14 protein-coding genes are annotated in these 17,561 nt (G+C 27.7%); 11 read left to right on the forward strand and 3 right to left on the reverse strand.

The genetic code is table 11. The features are described from left to right. Positions 1–36 precede the first annotated feature (36 nt). The 6 genes from IC213_RS02630 to IC213_RS02655 all read left to right on the forward strand — a co-directional run bounded on the left by IC213_RS02630 (position 37) and on the right by IC213_RS02655 (position 8,994). Positions 37–1,563 carry an FAD-dependent oxidoreductase gene (locus tag IC213_RS02630; RefSeq protein WP_227862699.1) on the forward strand — a complete coding sequence of 509 codons (1,527 nt, stop codon included), beginning with the start codon at positions 37–39 and terminating at the stop codon, positions 1,561–1,563. 32 nt (positions 1,564–1,595) lie between these two features. Continuing rightward, on the forward strand, positions 1,596–2,153 hold the full coding sequence (locus IC213_RS02635; RefSeq protein WP_227824106.1) for a hypothetical protein: 558 nt from the start codon (positions 1,596–1,598) through the stop codon (positions 2,151–2,153). A 471-nt stretch (positions 2,154–2,624) separates the two neighbouring features. Further along, entirely contained in the window at positions 2,625–3,860 is a 1,236-nt protein-coding gene (locus IC213_RS02640) for a hypothetical protein (protein WP_227862700.1), read from the forward strand. 110 nt (positions 3,861–3,970) lie between these two features. Next, positions 3,971–5,113: a peptidylprolyl isomerase gene (locus tag IC213_RS02645; protein WP_227862701.1), complete on the forward strand. Its 1,143-nt coding sequence runs from the start codon at positions 3,971–3,973 to the stop codon at positions 5,111–5,113. 459 nt (positions 5,114–5,572) lie between these two features. Continuing rightward, positions 5,573–6,964, forward strand: coding sequence for a peptide MFS transporter (locus IC213_RS02650; RefSeq protein WP_227862702.1), 1,392 nt, complete (start codon positions 5,573–5,575; stop codon positions 6,962–6,964). 236 nt (positions 6,965–7,200) lie between these two features. Next, positions 7,201–8,994, forward strand: coding sequence for an aminopeptidase P family protein (locus IC213_RS02655; protein ID WP_227437295.1), 1,794 nt, complete (start codon positions 7,201–7,203; stop codon positions 8,992–8,994). Positions 8,995–9,079: 85 nt separating this feature from the next. Here the strand turns inward: IC213_RS02655 and IC213_RS02660 are convergent, their stop codons facing one another. Beyond that, positions 9,080–10,462 carry a peptide MFS transporter gene (locus tag IC213_RS02660; RefSeq protein WP_227482758.1) on the reverse strand — a complete coding sequence of 461 codons (1,383 nt, stop codon included), beginning with the start codon at positions 10,460–10,462 and terminating at the stop codon, positions 9,080–9,082. A 255-nt stretch (positions 10,463–10,717) separates the two neighbouring features. Here IC213_RS02660 and IC213_RS02665 point away from each other — a divergent pair, with 255 nt between their 5' ends. Together IC213_RS02665 and IC213_RS02670 are read left to right on the forward strand one after the other, a co-directional pair. Beyond that, the gene (locus IC213_RS02665; protein ID WP_227437292.1) at positions 10,718–11,065 is read left to right on the forward strand and encodes a cupin domain-containing protein; all 348 of its coding nucleotides are present in this window, start codon (positions 10,718–10,720) and stop codon (positions 11,063–11,065) included. Positions 11,066–11,082: 17 nt separating this feature from the next. Further along, entirely contained in the window at positions 11,083–12,117 is a 1,035-nt protein-coding gene (locus IC213_RS02670; protein WP_227437290.1) for a DUF6398 domain-containing protein, read from the forward strand. A 50-nt stretch (positions 12,118–12,167) separates the two neighbouring features. On the opposite strand, the gene IC213_RS02675 is transcribed toward IC213_RS02670, so the two are convergent. After that, the gene (locus IC213_RS02675; RefSeq protein WP_227437288.1) at positions 12,168–13,217 is read right to left on the reverse strand and encodes a PTS transporter subunit IIC; all 1,050 of its coding nucleotides are present in this window, start codon (positions 13,215–13,217) and stop codon (positions 12,168–12,170) included. A 273-nt stretch (positions 13,218–13,490) separates the two neighbouring features. Between IC213_RS02675 and IC213_RS02680 the strand changes: the two genes are divergently transcribed. From IC213_RS02680 to eam, 3 genes are all read left to right on the forward strand, one after another. Next, on the forward strand, positions 13,491–15,032 hold the full coding sequence (locus IC213_RS02680) for a hypothetical protein (RefSeq protein WP_227862703.1): 1,542 nt from the start codon (positions 13,491–13,493) through the stop codon (positions 15,030–15,032). A 211-nt stretch (positions 15,033–15,243) separates the two neighbouring features. Further along, a complete protein-coding gene (locus IC213_RS02685) occupies positions 15,244–15,384 on the forward strand; it encodes a hypothetical protein (protein ID WP_227862704.1) in 141 nt (46 codons plus the stop codon). Between the two features lie 371 nt (positions 15,385–15,755). Further along, positions 15,756–17,024, forward strand: a complete 1,269-nt coding sequence (gene eam, locus IC213_RS02690) for a glutamate 2,3-aminomutase (RefSeq protein ID WP_227855526.1) — start codon at positions 15,756–15,758, stop codon at positions 17,022–17,024. Between the two features lie 101 nt (positions 17,025–17,125). Here eam and IC213_RS02695 read toward each other — a convergent pair whose 3' ends face one another. Further along, positions 17,126–17,482 (reverse strand): hypothetical protein, encoded by a 357-nt coding sequence (locus IC213_RS02695; RefSeq protein WP_227437284.1) that lies wholly within the window; start codon positions 17,480–17,482, stop codon positions 17,126–17,128. Positions 17,483–17,561: the final 79 nt, after the last annotated feature.

The raw sequence follows: 17,561 nt of genomic DNA on the forward strand, positions 1-17,561 counted from the left end.
AACTATTCTTATTTAACATGTAAAGGAGTATTTAAAATGAATGAATCGTATTGGATTTTAAATTCAAGTCCCAAAGAATATGAAAAATTAGGCGAGAATATAAAAGTAGAATGTCTAGTTGTAGGAGGAGGAATAACTGGTTTAACAACTGCATATCTATTAGCAAAAGAAGGTAAAAAAGTAGCACTTGTTGAAGCCGATAAAGTAGGAGATGGAACTTCAGGCAGAAATACTGGTAAAGTAACTTGTCAACATGATATAGTATATTCTAAAATAGAGAAAAAATATGGATTAGATAAAGCTAAATCATATTATAATGCAAATAATGAAGCTTTAAAATTGATTGAGAAAATAATCAGTGAAAATAATATAAAATGTGATTTTCAAAGGATTCCATCTTTTGTCTTTACAGAAAAGAAAGAATCTATAAAGGATATTAAAGATGAATACCGTACATGTAAAAAAATAGGCATAGATTGCGAATATTATGAAACTATAAATGATATTCCATTAGATGTAAAAGGAGCTATTCATTTTTCTAATCAAGGTCAATTTAATCCAAAACAATATGTTGATGGTTTGGCAGAAGTAGCAGTAAATTTAGGGCTAAAAATATATGAAAACACGCCGATAGTAGACCTAGAAAAAGGAGCTATATGTAGAGTTAAGACTGGAGATAATAATATAATAGAAGCTGAAAATGTTATAATCTCATCTCACAGTCCATGGTATGATGGGTTGAATTTTTATTTTGCAAAGGAATATGCTGAACGTGCCTATTTAATGGTTGCACTCCTACAAAATGAATTGCCAGAGGGTATATTTATAAGTATAGATGACCCATCAATAACTTTTAGACAATGTAATGATGAAAATAATAACCTATTAATCTTTGGAGGAGGAGACCACAAAGTTGGTCAAGGTGGAACTGAAGAAGAAATATTTGATGATTTAGAGCATTATGGTAAAGAAGTATTTAAGATAAAAGACTTTAAATGTAAATGGTCTGCTCAAGACAATATGAGTTTTGACAATGTTCCTTATATAGGTTATATCAATAAAAGGGAGAATAATATTTATGTAGCTACAGGATTTTCTAAATGGGGAATGACTAATGGAACTGCTGCAGGAATAATAATAAAAGATTTAATAATAAATAAAACTTCTGACTATAAGGACACTTTCAATCCATCGAGATTAGGTAGTTATTTTTCAATGGATTTTATAAAGGAAAATGCAAATGTAGCGATGAATTATGTAACTGGAAAATTAAAAATAGGTAGTGGAGATATGCCTAAAAGTAGTGGTGAAGGAAAGATTGTTAATATTGATGGAAAAAGATATGGTGTTTATAAAGATGATAGAGGAGATTTTTATATTGTAGATACTACATGTACTCATTTAGGATGTGAACTTAATTTTAATAGTGAAGAAAAAACATGGGATTGTCCATGCCATGGTTCAAGATTTGACTATAAAGGAAACATACTTGAAGGCCCAGCACTTAAGCCATTAAAACTTTATGGTTATGGTGATAATGATGTTAATCCTAAGTTATTATAGAATATAGAATGTTTTGGAAAGGTAAATTATTTATGAATAAACTTTTAAAGCCAATAACCATTTTACTTTATATAGTATATGTTTTATGTGCCATATTTTTTGCTACAAATAGAGCTTTTGGAAATGTAGGTTTAGTAGCAATCAGTTTAATTGGTACTTTTATATTAAGTATTTTAAATAGGCAAAATAAAAGACTTTTGAGCAATGAATTATATATTGTACTTGTATTATTTATAATGTTTGCATCATTATTAGGTACTTGTTTTAATTTTTATGACATAAATTATTATGATGATTTTTTACATTTATGGTCGGGTATAATATCATGTATTGTAGCATTTTCTACAATTAAATATTTTTATATACAAAAAGATATAAGTAAGATGAGTAAAATATTTTTAGTTATATTTGTATTTATGTTTAGTATGGGAGTGGCTAGTTTGTGGGAAATAGGTGAATTTCTAATGGATACTTTTATTGGGACTACTACACAAGCTGGAGGACTAGAAGATACTATGATTGATATGGTAGATGCTTTAATAGGTACAATTATAACCATTCCTTTTATAATAAAAAAATCAAATGCATAGTTTAAAGTTGATTGCAATGGATTTAATTAGTCATATGAAGTTTTAAGAACTTATGTGATAAATTAAATCCATTCTTTATTGTATGTAAAGCTTACGTTTCACATTTTTTATAAATTTTACTCCATAAATAGAAAGTATTGTATCTTATTTTACTGGCCATAGTTTACAACATCTAGTATTATCACACTTGTGTTAGTGTATTGTTGTTATTTGGTAAAATATATTATAAATTGTATCTTAAATAGTATTAAAAAGTAAAAAATTTAAAAAGATAATATTTTATAAAAACATGATATAATTACTATGAAATAAAGGCTATGTTTTTGGCTGATAAGAAAGTTTTAAAAAAGTTTTATGGTTACAGATGTTGATGAATTTTTGACAAGTAATTAAAAATTAAGGAATTGCTAAAAATAGTAATATTTTATGTGATAATATAAAGAGTAGATAAAGTATTAGGAGGAACATTGAGTGTTAAAAAAGTGGTTTGGTATTATGAAAAAGAGACAAAAAGTTGAGGCAGCAAAAGAAGAAGGTGAAATAATATTAAAAAATGAAAAAATTTTGTATGAAGAAAATTTAATTGATAAAGAAAAAAAGGTATTATGTTGTAAAGAGGAAGTTGTAAGTGAAGAAAATGAGTCTTTAAACCAAGAAGAATATTTGTCTAATAAAGAAGATAAAGTGTTACGCAAAGAAGAAGTGGTATGTGATAAAAAAAATAAAGTCTTATCTGAAGAAGAATTGATAATCAACAATGATAAAGAAGAATTAATAGTTAATAATGATGATACAACTTTAAATAAAGTAGAAATAATAATTGATGATATAGAAATAATAGAAAAAAGTATAAATAGCGAAGAAATACTAATTAATAAAAATACTATAGAATTAGATAAAAATGAAGTATTTATTACTGATGAATCTATCAACTTAAATAAAGAAGAAATACCGCTTGAAAGTAAAAAAACAGATTCTAAAAAATTTGAAGAAATTGACCGAAGTGAAAATAATACTCTAGTAACAAACACTACTGAAGTTGAAGAAAAACAAGTAATTGATATAAATGAATATTTAACAGAAGAAGATTTAAATTACATAAAAGAAATAAAAATAAAACGAGGAAGAAGTATAAAAGCAATAAACTTATATACTAAAGAAGAGAAGACTTTTGATACTCATATTCAATGTAGTAAAAATCTTAAGGTACCACTTGGCTACATAAGAGAAAATTTAAAATATGGATATATGGATTACTTTGGAGAAGCTATAAATTATTTAAGTAGAGTGTTAAATGTAGAAGAATACTGTAAAAATGAGTGGAGCTATCTAGAAAATAGTAAATCTCCATCTGAGATATTTAATATTCTTAATGACAAAATATTTAGTACAAGACTTTCTGATAAAAAGAGAAATGAAATTTTAACTAATGATAAGATTGAAACAATAAAAATGAATTATAAGTTTGAGTGTATTGATGAGGAATATGATGAATATTTTAAAAAATATAAGTCTATAATCAAAAGAGGTGGAAAGAAAAAGATTGAATTAGTAAATAAAAAAGGCGAAGTATTAGAGATATTTAAGTCTTTAGAAGAATGTTCTATTTATTTGCAAAAAGAAAAAAATGAAGTTATACAAATGTTAAAGTATGGAGATACAAAAATAGGAAGAAATTTCATAAGATATAGTTTAAGAAATATTTAATTTCATTTTAAATTCATGAGAGTTTCATTTATGATTCACACATTTAATATTATTTTAATGTAAAATAATAAAAGTGAAGTATTGTACAATTAAATTTAAGGAGGATATTAATGTCTGAAGAAAAAAATTCAAAAGATAATACATTGAATGAAATTAAAAATTCAGAAAATGTAAGTTCTAAACAAGATGATGTGTCAGGTGAAAAAAATACTGATAACAAAATCGAAAAAAGAGAAATAAAATTAAGTAGTAAAAAGCTTAAAGCAATTGTAGCAATTGTAGCAGTAGGGGCAATTTGCTTGGGTGGAGGCTATGTCTCTGGAAAAGAAGCTGGAAGAAAATTACCAGCCACTTCAAAGCGTTATAATAGTAATGAAGTAGTAGCTACTATTGGGGATAAAAAAATTACAGGGGAAATGTTAAGAAAAAGAATGGAGCCATTATTTTATTTAAATGCAAAAAATACTATGAGTGATGATGAAATACGTTCATATGAATCAAATATGATTGAGACTATGATTACATCAGATATATTATCTTCAGAAGCAGCAAAAGAAAAGATAAGCATAACTAATGACGAATTAAATTCTCAATATGATAATCTAATGTCTAGCATAGAATCTGCAATGGGAATGACAAAAGAAGAGTTTCTAAAGCAATTTGACTTGACTGAGAAATATATAAAAGACGATATGAAAAAAGAACTAATAGCATCAAAATACTTAAATGAAGCATCAAAAGTAACAGATAAAGATGCACAAAGTTATTATGACAAAAACAAGAGCAATTATTTACAAGTTAGAGCTTCACATATTTTAATAAAAACTGTTGATGATAAAGGTAAACAAGTCAGTGATAGTAAAAAAGCTGAACTTAAAAAACAAGCAGAAGAAATACTTAAAAAAGCTGAAGCTGGAGAAGATTTTGCTACTCTAGCTAAAAAGTATTCTGAAGATAGTAGTGCAGAATCAGGTGGAGATTTAGGATTTTTTGGAAAAGGTCAAATGGTAGAATCTTTTGAAAAAGCTGCATTTGCTTTGAAAAAAGGAGAAATATCTAGTAAGCTTGTAGAAAGTGATTATGGATACCATATAATTAAGAAAACAGATGAAAAATATCAACCATTTGAAGAAGTAAAATCAGATTTAGTAAGTACTTTAACATCAGAAAAGCAAAACTTACTTATAAATGATTTAAAGGAAAAATACAATGTAAAAATTACAGATAAATATCAAATGAAAGCAAAGCAATAGATTAAATCAATTTATTAAAAGAAGAAAATATTAATCTATATATCTAAAAGCTGTTTTTGTTCTTAAATAGAGAACTTAAACAGCTTTTATTATTTTATCATAAAATTAATTCGCCTAAAAATGAAATTATAAAAAAATAACATGCATAAATTAACAATGAAAACGTATTTTGAATTTAAATTATTTTATTGAAAATCTATATAAAATATAAAAAAAATAAATAAAAAAATTTACAAGCTAAAAAAATACTATTCAAATATATATACTAAAGTTATTCTTTAAAAATACTTAAAAAAGAATATTTTTCATAATTTTAAAAATAATAATAAAAAAATGAAAATATTAACAATAATCTATTGAGTAATATAAAAAAAGATGCTATTATAAGTATGTGTTAAAATGATTAAGCTAATCTTAGTACTGAATTTAACTATAAAAATAATAAGGGGGCGTTTTTTTATGTCAAATACTGAAAGCGTATCTAAAAAAGCTAGTCATCCGAAGGGTTTTTGGCTTGTTTGTATGACAATTTTATGGGAAAGATTTAGTTATTATGGATTAACAGCTTTGTTGGTATTATTTTTTACAGCGAGTGTAACTCAAGGTGGACTAGGACTTTCTACTCAAGAAGCAACTTCAATGTTTGGTTTGTTTACAGGTCTTATATATCTTACACCATTAATTGGTGGCTGGTTGGCAGATAAAGTTTTAGGTCAACAAAAATGTATATCTATAGGTGCACTTTTAATAGCAATAGGTGACTTTGTTTTGTTTGCATCATCTACATCTATTAATATGGTTTGGGTAGGTCTATCAATAATCATTTTAGGAAATGGTTTTTTTAAATCAAGTTGTTCCAATATAGTTGGTGATATATATCCTAAAACCGAGGTATCAAGAAAAGACGCAGCATATAGTTTATTCTATATGGCAGTAAATGTAGGTGCATTCATAGCTCCAATCATATGTGGACTGCTTTCTGATAATGTATTTGCAGTAAGAGGAGTAAACGGAGATATAGTGTCTTATGGATATAAGATGGCATTCTTAGTTTGTGGTATAGGTATGATGCTTGGTATGATTATATTTACACTTTTTGCGCCAAAGCTACTAAAAGAAGTTGGAAAACATCCAGTTACTAAGGGAAATAAAGGTGAAAAAATTGAGTATGGACCACTTACTAAATTAGAGAAAAATAGAATCATAGCAATGGTTGTATTATTCTTATTTGTAGTTTTATTTTGGACAGCATACTATCAAACACAAAGTTCATTTATGATTTATGTAAGAGACAATGTAAATAGAACTCTATTTGGATTTGAAATGCCAGTGGCATGGCTTACATCGTTAAATGCTATATTATGTGTAGCTTTATGCCCTGTATTAGCTGCTTTGTGGGTTAAATTATCTAATACTAAAAGAGGCGACTTTTCTATTCCAGTTAAAATGGGGTTGGGAATGATAATAATGGGTCTTGGTTTTATAGTTATGGTATTGGCCACATTAGCCAATGGTTCAGATGGGACAATAAAGGCTAGCATACTTTTTATAGTAGTAACCTATATATTTACAACTGTAGGGGAGTTATTTTTGTCTCCTATAGGTCTTGCAATGTTTAATAAATTAGCTCCAGCTAAATATGCTACATTATCTATGGGTGCATGGTATCTGACAAGTTTTTTTGCTAGTTTGTTATCAGGAAAAATTGCTGGATTTACAGCTACATTAGGTTTTTTGCAAATCTTTGGAGGAATAGCAGGAGTCTTAATAATCTTTGGTTTAATATTACTTGGATTAAGAAATATATTGACAAAATTAATGGCAATGGATTTGTTAACAGAAACAAAATAATCCACACTTAATTAGTGAAAATAAAGGAAATTACATTTGAATATAAAATCAAACGTAATTTCCTCTTTAATTATGAAAAAAAGCTTTACATAGATAGATATTGTAATTAAAATTATAATTGTGATAATTAGAGTGTATAAGATTTATATAAATTATATAAAAGGAAAATTTATGTAATAAACTTTACATACTTATATATTTAGTTATTCAAACTATTATTTTGAGGAGGTCTTGTTGTGAATATAAAAGACAGAGTAAATGAATTAAGAAGACTTATGGAAGAAAAAAATATTGATGCTTATATGATTCCGTCTTCTGACAATCATCAAAGTGAATATGTAGGAGATTACTTCAAATCAAGAGAATTTATATCAGGATTCAATGGTTCAGCTGGAACAGTTATTGTGACTAAAGATGAAGCTGGATTATGGACAGATGGAAGATACTTTATACAAGCAGAATCTCAATTAGAAGGAAGTACAATAAAATTATTTAAAATGGGACAAGAAGGTTGCCCAACTACTGATGAATATTTATATACAAATATTCCAGAAGGTGGAACTTTAGGTTTTGATGGTAAAGTTATATGTGCTAAAGAAGGAGCTACATTAGCTGAAAAATTATCTAAAAAAGGTATAAAAGTAGAATACCAATATGATTTAATAGATAGCATATGGTCAGATAGACCAGCTTTATCAGATAGTAAAGCATTTTTATTAGATGTTAAATACTGTGGAGAAAGTTTTAGTTCAAAGTTAGCTAGATTGAGAGAAAAAATGAGTGAAAAAGGTACTTCTACTCATGTAATAACAACTCTTGATGACATAGCATGGTTATTTAATATAAGAGGTGGAGATGTTAAATACAATCCAGTTGTACTTTCTTATGCAGTGATAACTTTAAAAGAAGTTTATTTATTTGTTGATGAAAGTAAATTAAATGAAGAGATATTAAATGAATTGGCTAAAGAAAATGTAAAAATAAAACCATATAATGATGTATATGATTTTGTAAAACATATAGATAAAGATGAAAAAGTTTTAGTTGATGGAACTAAGATTAACTATGCAATTTACAATAATATACCTTGTGGAGTTGAAAAAGTTGATGAGTTTAATCCAGTAATGTTCTTTAAGGCCCAAAAAAATGAGGTAGAATTAGAGAACATAAGAAATTCACATGTTAAAGATGGTGTAGCTTTCACTAAATTTATGTACTGGTTAAAGAATAATGTAGGTAAGATAGAAATAACTGAAATAAGTGCTACTGAAAAATTAGAGGGACTAAGAAGAGAACAAGAAGGATTCTTTGAACCAAGTTTCAATACAATTGCTGCATATAAAGAGCATGCTGCTATGATGCACTATAGTGCAACTCCAGAATCAAACTATAAGTTGGAAGCTGAAGGTTTATTCTTAGTAGATTCAGGTGGACAATATTATGATGGAACTACTGATATAACTAGAACTACAGTATTAGGACCTATAAGTGATGAATTAAAATTACATTTCACTTCTGTAGCAAGAGGTATGATAAATCTTTCTAAGGTTAAATTCTTACATGGTTGTAGAGGATACAACCTAGATATATTATCTAGAAGTTGTATGTGGAATATGGGAATAGATTATCAATGTGGAACTGGACATGGTATAGGATTTGTATTAAATGTTCATGAAGCTCCAAATGGATTTAGATGGAGAGTAGTTCCTGAAAGATTTGATAGTGCAGTTCTTGAAGAAGGAATGGTAACTACTAATGAACCAGGTATATATATAGAAGGTTCTCATGGTATAAGAACAGAAAATGAAATAGTAGTTAGAAAAGCTGAAAAGAATTTTTATGGTCAATTTATGGAATTTGAAGTTGTTACATTAGCTCCTATTGATTTAGATGGTATAGTTCCAGAATTAATGAATCAAGATGAAAAAGATTATTTAAACTGGTATCATAAATTAGTTTATGATAAGATATCTCCTTTCCTAACTGGTGAAGAAAGAGAATGGTTAAAAGTTTATACTAGAGCTATATAGTTTTGTAATTGAATACTATAAATAAATCGAGGCATTTTAATGCCTCGATTTTTGATATATTATCTATTAAACTTAAACATAGTTTTTACTTTGATAATTCTACAAGTTTTTTATTCATTATAAGTAATATAATTCCAAATATCAATAAAAATGAAGGGATTACTATAAATACTTGTAACATACCAAGGTGGTCTATAATAGCCTGTGTATAACCAGATAATTTATTTGCTGCAAATTTACCTAAGAACCAAACACCCATTAAGAATGAAATATATTTTTCTGGTGAAAGTTTATTTACCATACCATATCCAACTGGAGAAAAACAAATCTCTCCTATACTTTGGAATGTTAAAAATCCAATTACCCAAAATACACTTGCTTTCTGAATTGAATTAGGGTTAGTTCCTGTTTGTATAACTGCGACTATCATGAATAAAAATGCTATAGCTAATAGTATAAACCCTAGACTCATTTTTGAAGGTACACTTAAATCACCTTTTTTAGTCTGAGATAATTTTACCCAGACTAGAGCAGATATAGGGCCAAGGATGACACATAGAAGACCATTATATGAATCTATCCATGAGGTTGGTATTTGAAAATTACCAACAGTCAGATTTATGTGTTCTTTTGTATACAAAGCTATAGACATAGAAGCTTGATTATATGCTATCCAAAAAAATACTGTAAAAAAAGCTAATATTAATATTACTATTATTCTTTTTTTCTCAACTGAAGTTAATGGTTTTGAAGCAAGTAATTTTTTATATTCTAATGATTTCTTTATAGTTTCTTTTTGACTACTAAATTCATTACTTGAAGATTTATAAAATCTTTTGTGACCAAATATAAAGAATAATAAGCCTATTAAAACAGTAATTGAAGCAAATAAAAATACATATCTGTAACCATACATATTTATAGAAGTACCATTTTTCATAGCGAACCATTCATTAGCGACCAAACCACAGATTAAAGGACCAAATAATGTTCCCAGATTAGTAGCCATATATGTAATAGAAAAAGCGCCATCCTTTCTTGGGTCATCATTAGTATATAAGTTTCCAACTAAGGTATGCAAGTTTCCCTTATAAAAACCTATTCCTAATCCAGACAAGAATATCATGATGTTTACATCCATTTTGCTATTTGCCAGATATCCTAAAAAGTAGCCAATTGAAACCATTATCATTCCAAGCATAATACAATTTTTCGGACCTAAAAATCTATCACTAACCCATCCACCAATAACTGGAGAAAAATAAGTCCATGCTAAAAAAGATGCAAGCATTGATGCAGATTCTGCTGGTGTTAATCCCAAACCACCTTTAGATACTTGCTCAGCTAGAAATAACAATAGCACTAATTTCATACCATAGTATGCAAGTCCTACAAATGTAAATATTGAACAACAAAAATATAAATCCTTAGGCTGTTTAAGCTTTTCTTGAGTTTTTAAAATTGACATATGTCGAGAACCTCCAGACCAATAATTTAACAAAAATTTTCCACACTATATGAGTATATGTTTTTTTTATAAAGACGTCAACTTATGGCATAAGAAAACAAAGTGTTAATAATCTATAAAAATAGTATTATTTTATAGATTCAGTAATATTTTTTTACAAGAATATATGTTATTATTATATTAAAATACAACATATTATGGAAAGGATATGCCAATTTAGTAGTTAGATTGATTGTTTGGCAGGTGGGATGAGCTATGATAAGAAAGAAATCTGAATTACAAGTAGAAGTAAAAGAAAATTTAACTGGTGGGGTTGGAAAAGTTAAGCTTGAAAATATATTACAAATTGATGAGCTTAAAGGAAAAGGAAGATTATTTAAAAGAATAACTTTACCAGTAGGAAGTTCAATTGGTGTGCATGACCATACAACTGATTTTGAGGTATATTATATATTAAAGGGAAAAGGTAAAGTTTTTGATAATGGGGAATTTGTAGAAGTAAATGAGGGTGATGTAATATACACTGCTGATGGTGAAGAACATTCTATAGAGAATATAGGAGAAGAAGAACTTGAATTTGTAGCAGTAGTCTTATATGTGTAAAATATGGAGGAGGAGTCATGACAAGCAAGATAGAAGAAATTAAAGACAAGATAAATAGATTTTGCAACTCCAATCTAAATCAAGAATATAAAGATATAAGTTTTAAAATCTTGCAAGACATTTTAGATAATAATAAAGAGATAATTCATTCTTCTAGAGCTGATATATGGTCTTCAGCTATACTAAACATAGTTTTGGAGCAAAATCTCTTATATAATAAGAAGCATCCATTACATATAACCAAAAAGGAATTTTCAAAAAAAATAGGTGTTTCTTTAAACACTATAAACAATAAATCATCATTGATAAAAGACGTTTGTAATATTGATTTCTTAAATCAAGATACTATTGCTATCTCTAATATTGAGTTTTGGGTAAGAGAGAGTAACTCTAAATCCAAAGCCATAGATTTAGAGTTAGAAAAGAAAAAAATACTTTATAAAAGATATATTAAACTATCACAAGAAGCTAAAAATCATATTGAGTCAATTAGGTATATGGAAGAAGCTGTAAACATTGGAAAAAGCATGATTACTAAGGAAGATAGACAACTTGGATTTTGGAAAGGTGTATCTACTAGAGCTTATATGGTAGCACTTGAGTCTCTTGCTAGGAAGTTAGAGAGTATTGATAATTTAAAGGAAGCTAGAAAGGTATTAGAGTATTTAATAGAAATCAATCCTGATGATGAGCAAGGAATAAGGTATAAATTACTCAATGTATTAATTAGGTTAAATGATAGAATAGCAATAAATAATTTATTTGAAATGTATAAAGAAGAAAAGTCTGCTACATGGATGTATAGCAAAGCTCTTTATTATTTTAAAAATAAAAATATGTTTTTAGCAAGTGATGCTATTAAAAGTGCTAAAAATAAAAATAAATATATTGGATTATATTTAATAGATTGGCGAAATGCCTTTGGTAGAGAGTTTGTTACAGCGGAAGAAAAGGGAGAAGCTGTCTATTACTATGATGAAAATATAGTACTTTGGAATGAAGTTAAAGGTTCTATGGATTGGTTATTGAAAAAAATGTTGGAATTTTCATAAAAAAAACTACTCCTTATTACTTATAAAAAAGTAAGGAGTAGTTTTTTTATTTATACATCTAACTTTAAATCTCCTGGTTTTATCATACCTTTTTTTCTCATAAATTCTGATATTATTAGAGTTACAATGGCAGGAAGTACAAAGTTAAGTAAAAGTATACCAATCCACATAGTTATTCCACCTTTTCCAGCACTTTGCATGGCAGTTACTGTTCCAAATTGTCCAACTAATCCACAAGTTCCCATACCAGAGCCAATAGGTATATTTTCCATTTTAAATATTGTTGTAGACAATGGCCCAAGTATTATTGAAGCTATTGTAGGTGGTATCCAAATTTTCCAGTTTTTTATTATATTGGGAACTTGGAGCATGGATGTACCAAGTCCTTGAGCTACAAGACCTCCTACTCCATTTTCTCTAAAACTCATAACAGCAAAACCTATCATTTGGCAACAACAACCAACAGTTGCTGCTCCACCAGCAAGCCCTCCCAAACTTAACATCATACAAATAGCTGCACTACTTATGGGTAGTGTAAGAGCTATTCCAACAAGTGCAGAGACAAGAGCTCCCATTATTATAGGTTGCATAGTGGTTGCTTGCATTATTATGTTTCCAAATGAAGTCATAAATGCAGAAACTGCTGGTCCAATAAGTTCTGCCACAAGTACTCCTATTAGTATTGTTACAGCAGGTGTAACTAATATGTCTACCTTTGTTTCCTTTGAAACTAATTTTCCAATTTCTACTGCAAAAAGTGTAGCGACAAATGCACCCACAGGTCCTCCTAGTTCATTACCACAAGCTCCAACAAGTGCACAAGAAAATAGCACAAGTGGAGGCGCTTGAAGTCCATACGCAATAGCCACTGCTATAGCTGGGCCTGTAACTTGCTTAGCAAGTGGGCTTATAACTTCAGTAAAAAGAGAAATATTGAAGTTGTCTCCTAATGTGTTAAAAATTGTTCCAATTAAAAGGGAAGAAAAAAGGCCTAGTGCCATATAACTTAATGCATCAATAAGATACCTTTGAACAGAAATTTCAATGTTTTTGCTCTTAGCAAACGATTTAAAATTTCTTTTTTTGCAATTGATTTCCAATTTAAAATCCTCCTCATATAATACAAATATAATTTCTTTTTAATTAATTATATAACTTTTCAGCTGACAAGACAAATGTTATTTCACTAAAATTAGACTACTGTAATAGTAAGAAATTAACACTAATTTTAGTTTTAAATTTTAAATTTATGGTTTATAATTAGTATAGGGATATTCTGAAATATAATACTTTTCCAGTTTATCCCAATATTTAACTTAGGTAGATTGCTTACAAAACAAATGATTATATATTAGGCTAAAGGAAGTGGATAGATGAGATTTGTAGAAAATAAGAAATACAGAAAAATTGCCATAATTATATCTATTCCTATATTGCTTGTTGCGCAGTACTACCTTTTTAAATTTGGAATACTTAGACCAATGGTAAAGGGAGTGGAAATCGAAATTGTAGATGGGGAATATGTTAAAGATTTAGATAAATATGTAGTAAAACTAAATGAAACAGTTACTTTGTCTACTGGCGAATATATCAAGGTTCCTTCATATGCTAAAGACCCAAATATTTGGTTTAATGTGTTGGATAATTCAGGGACTTTAAAAATAGATGGAAATAAGATGACAGCATTAAAGGTTGGGTATTCTTCTGTGGGTATTATGAAGAATTCAAGAGTGTTGAAAAAGGCTACTATAAAGGTAGTAGACCCAGAAGTAGAATCACTAGATATGGAGATTAATGGGGATTTAAAACATGTTGGTGATAGTGCTACTATAGAAAGTACAATAGAGGTTGATTATGACAAATTTAAAAAGTCATATAAACCTATCTATAAGAGTAGTAATGATGATGTGCTAAAAATTAAAGGAAATACAGTAAGTGCAGTTGGAGTTGGAAAAGCCACAATATATGCTAAGTGTGGAAATAAAGAAGTAGAGAGAACCTTTAGAATTCAAGCTAGAGTTGCCGAAATAAATATGAATGATGTAAAAATAGAAGTTGACCAAAATGAGAAATTAAAACCAGATATAATAACTTCTCCACCAGGTTTAGAACCACCAAAAATACACTATGAGTTGGCCGATTCAAAATTACCTGTGGAAAGAGCTATAAGTCTAAGCGGTGATGGAAGTGTAGTAGGTCTTAGAGAAGGTAAAGAAAGAGTAAGGATAACTTGTGGAGATAAGTCTAAAATAATAACTGTAACAGTAGTCAAAGAAACTATAACTAATGATTATATACAGAATTTAGTAGGTTCACATAAAATAGTAAATAACAAAGTTATTATTAAACTTGAATGGGATTATATGAAAGATGTTTTTGACTATGATATATATCTTAAAGACAAGTTGTCAGAAGAATCATTTAAGAAAATCAAATCTATAACTGTAAATGAAAGTGATTTAGGAAAATCACAAAAAGTATATGCTACTATAGAAATTGATGTAAAAGATAATCAGAGTATAGATTATGATATTTATGTTCTAGGTAAGAAAGACTCAGACACAACCAAGCCAAGTAATGTAATAAACATTACTAACATGAATGGTAATGGCAACTCAGATAATAATGATAACATACAAAACATGAAGGTTGAAAATATATCCGCTAATGTTGACAGAGATAACAATGTTATTAGAGTTAACTGGAGCAGTGTATCTCATAAAGAATGTACCTATAGTATATATATAAAAAATAATACTAATGGAGATGGTGAGTTTACTTTGTATCAAAGTGATATAAAAGGGAATGAACATACTATAAGTATCCCTGAAGGAGATTTAAATTTAGATATATATGTAGTGGCAAATTACAATGGACAAAATTCTAAAAATAGTGATGTTATAAATGTAAGATAAATTTGTACAAAAATTTAGAAGTGTTAGATTTATGATTTATTAATAAATCAAATCATTATAAGAAGAGGATAGTATGGGAGTAATCATACTATCCTTTCTATTTTATTGAAACATACTGGTGTTAAATTTTTAGTGTGAAAATTATTGTAAAAATGAAAACATAAAAGGCATATATATCATACCAGATTATCATAATCCAACAACGCATTCTATGTCTAACTTATTATGTAAGAAAATAGCAGAGATAGCAAAAAAGTATAATATCATAATTATTGAAGAAAGAAAAGATGAGATTATAAAAAGAAATGAAGCTACTAATAAGATTTTATCTGAGTATAATTTAATTAAATAAATAAAAATGCGGAGAAATTTATTATAATAAACCTCCGCTTTTATTATTTAATGAAATACTTTACTTTCTATTAAAATTTTAACTTTAATCATCTTGAAAATATAATCGTTTTATGGTAAAATAATTCTTAAAAATAGAAATAATTAATCATTTGTTAAAAAAAATGCATAATAAATTGTAATTTATTGACTATAGTGGGAAAATATTCACAAATGTATAAAATAACAGAAAAAATGCAAAAATAAAATCAATTTCATATGTTATAAAATCTATATGGCAAAATTAAATTTGCCTATCAGAATGATATAAACACATCAGAAAGGAGGATGCTATCAATAATGGAAATTAATTAATTTTGGTAGCTAAAAATTATGAATGAACAAACTAGAATATCCTTAGAGAGAGCTGCTGAACTAAAATCAAAAATTGATGATTATATTCAGGCTAGGAAAACAATTAACAGAGGTCTTGAAAAAGAAGAAGAGATAAATAAACGAAAACAAAACATATTAAGCATATTAAATGGAACAGAAGAAGACTGGGATAATTACAAATGGCAATTATCAAATAGAATCACAGATGTAGATACTTTATCAAAGATTATCAATCTAACTAAAAAAGAAAAAGAATATATAAAAGAAGTTGGTACTCAATTTAGATGGGCAATATCTCCATATTATTTGAGCTTGATAGACCCAGATGACATATGTGACCCTATAAAATTACTTTCTATACCGACACATATAGAATTGGAAGATGAACAAGATGATTTAGACCCAATGGGAGAAGAGTATACAAATCCAGCAGGATGTATAACTAGAAGATATCCAGATAGATTAATAATAAATGTAACAAATGAATGTGCTATGTATTGTAGACATTGCCAAAGAAGAAGAAATATTGGTCAACAAGATTCTCATAAGTCGAAAGCTGTTATACAAGAATCTATAGACTATATTAGAGAAAATGAAGAAATAAGAGATGTATTAGTAACTGGTGGAGATGCTCTTACATTAAAAGATGATTATTTGGAATGGATTCTTAGCCAACTTAAAGAAATACCACATGTTGATTATGTTAGATTAGGAACTAGAACTCTTGTTACCATGCCACAAAGAGTTACAGATGATTTTTGTAATATGCTAAAAAAATATCATCCTATATATATAAATACACATTTTAATCATCCGATGGAAATAACTAAAGAATCTAAAGAGGCTTGTGAAAAATTAGCAAATGCAGGTATACCATTAGGAAATCAAGCCGTGTTATTAAATGGTATAAATAATGATAAATTTGTAATGAGATGTTTAAATCAAGAATTACTTAAAATAAGAGTAAAACCATACTATATATTCCAAAGCAAACATGTAAAAGGAACAAAACATTTTAATACATCAGTAGATGATGGTCTTGAAATAATGGAATATCTAAGAGGATATACATCAGGAATGGCAATACCAACATATATAGTTAATGCTCCAAAAGGAGGCGGTAAGACTCCATTACTTCCACAATACCTTGTATCAAAAGGAACAGATTATGTTATGCTTAGAACATGGGAAGGCAAAGTTATAAAAATGGAAGATGAACCAGCTGTAGATATAAAGAAACTTATAAAAGAGCAAGCACAGGATTAATAAAATATTTAAATATATAAAAAGAAACAACTTTAAAATAAAAATAAAATGGATGCTAAATTTATATCAATTTGCATCCATTTTTATATTAGTTAATTATTTTATTTATTATTTTGTTGTTGATTAACCAATTCAAGGTATCCACTTGGATGGAAGTAATATATCTCAGAAGTATTTTCATTTACAAAATAACCAATGTCACCATCTGCATCTGGTAAAAATACATATCCATTAAGATTTTTAGCTTTTAATGCTTCAAAATCGCTAGCATTTCCTTGATATATGTAATCAACTTTATTGTTGTATTTTACTAAAAGTTCTTTGGCTTGCTCTTGAGTCAATTTAGTACTTTGACTTACAGGAACATTCTTTTGAGAATCAGCATAAGAAGATTCATTTACTGGTGCAGTTAATAATAAACAAGATAAAACTAATAAAGATATAAGTGCTTTTTTCATACTAAAACCCTCTTTCGTAATTAATTATATAAGATTCATTTCTTAATAATATTATATGTTTTCTATAATTAAATATTAC

The sequence above is a fragment of the Clostridioides sp. ES-S-0049-02 genome, assembly GCF_020658465.1.
Lineage (GTDB): Bacteria > Bacillota > Clostridia > Peptostreptococcales > Peptostreptococcaceae > Clostridioides.

Coding starts and splice junctions, on each gene's coding strand:
- eam (WP_227855526.1), top strand. CDS start 15,756: ATGAATGAACAAACTAGAATATCCTTAGAGAGAGCTGCTGAACTAAAA.
- IC213_RS02685 (WP_227862704.1), top strand. CDS start 15,244: ATGTCTAACTTATTATGTAAGAAAATAGCAGAGATAGCAAAAAAGTAT.
- IC213_RS02695 (WP_227437284.1), bottom strand. CDS start 17,482: ATGAAAAAAGCACTTATATCTTTATTAGTTTTATCTTGTTTATTATTA.
- IC213_RS02645 (WP_227862701.1), top strand. CDS start 3,971: ATGTCTGAAGAAAAAAATTCAAAAGATAATACATTGAATGAAATTAAA.
- IC213_RS02650 (WP_227862702.1), top strand. CDS start 5,573: ATGTCAAATACTGAAAGCGTATCTAAAAAAGCTAGTCATCCGAAGGGT.
- IC213_RS02665 (WP_227437292.1), top strand. CDS start 10,718: ATGATAAGAAAGAAATCTGAATTACAAGTAGAAGTAAAAGAAAATTTA.
- IC213_RS02630 (WP_227862699.1), top strand. CDS start 37: ATGAATGAATCGTATTGGATTTTAAATTCAAGTCCCAAAGAATATGAA.
- IC213_RS02670 (WP_227437290.1), top strand. CDS start 11,083: ATGACAAGCAAGATAGAAGAAATTAAAGACAAGATAAATAGATTTTGC.
- IC213_RS02635 (WP_227824106.1), top strand. CDS start 1,596: ATGAATAAACTTTTAAAGCCAATAACCATTTTACTTTATATAGTATAT.
- IC213_RS02660 (WP_227482758.1), bottom strand. CDS start 10,462: ATGTCAATTTTAAAAACTCAAGAAAAGCTTAAACAGCCTAAGGATTTA.
- IC213_RS02680 (WP_227862703.1), top strand. CDS start 13,491: ATGAGATTTGTAGAAAATAAGAAATACAGAAAAATTGCCATAATTATA.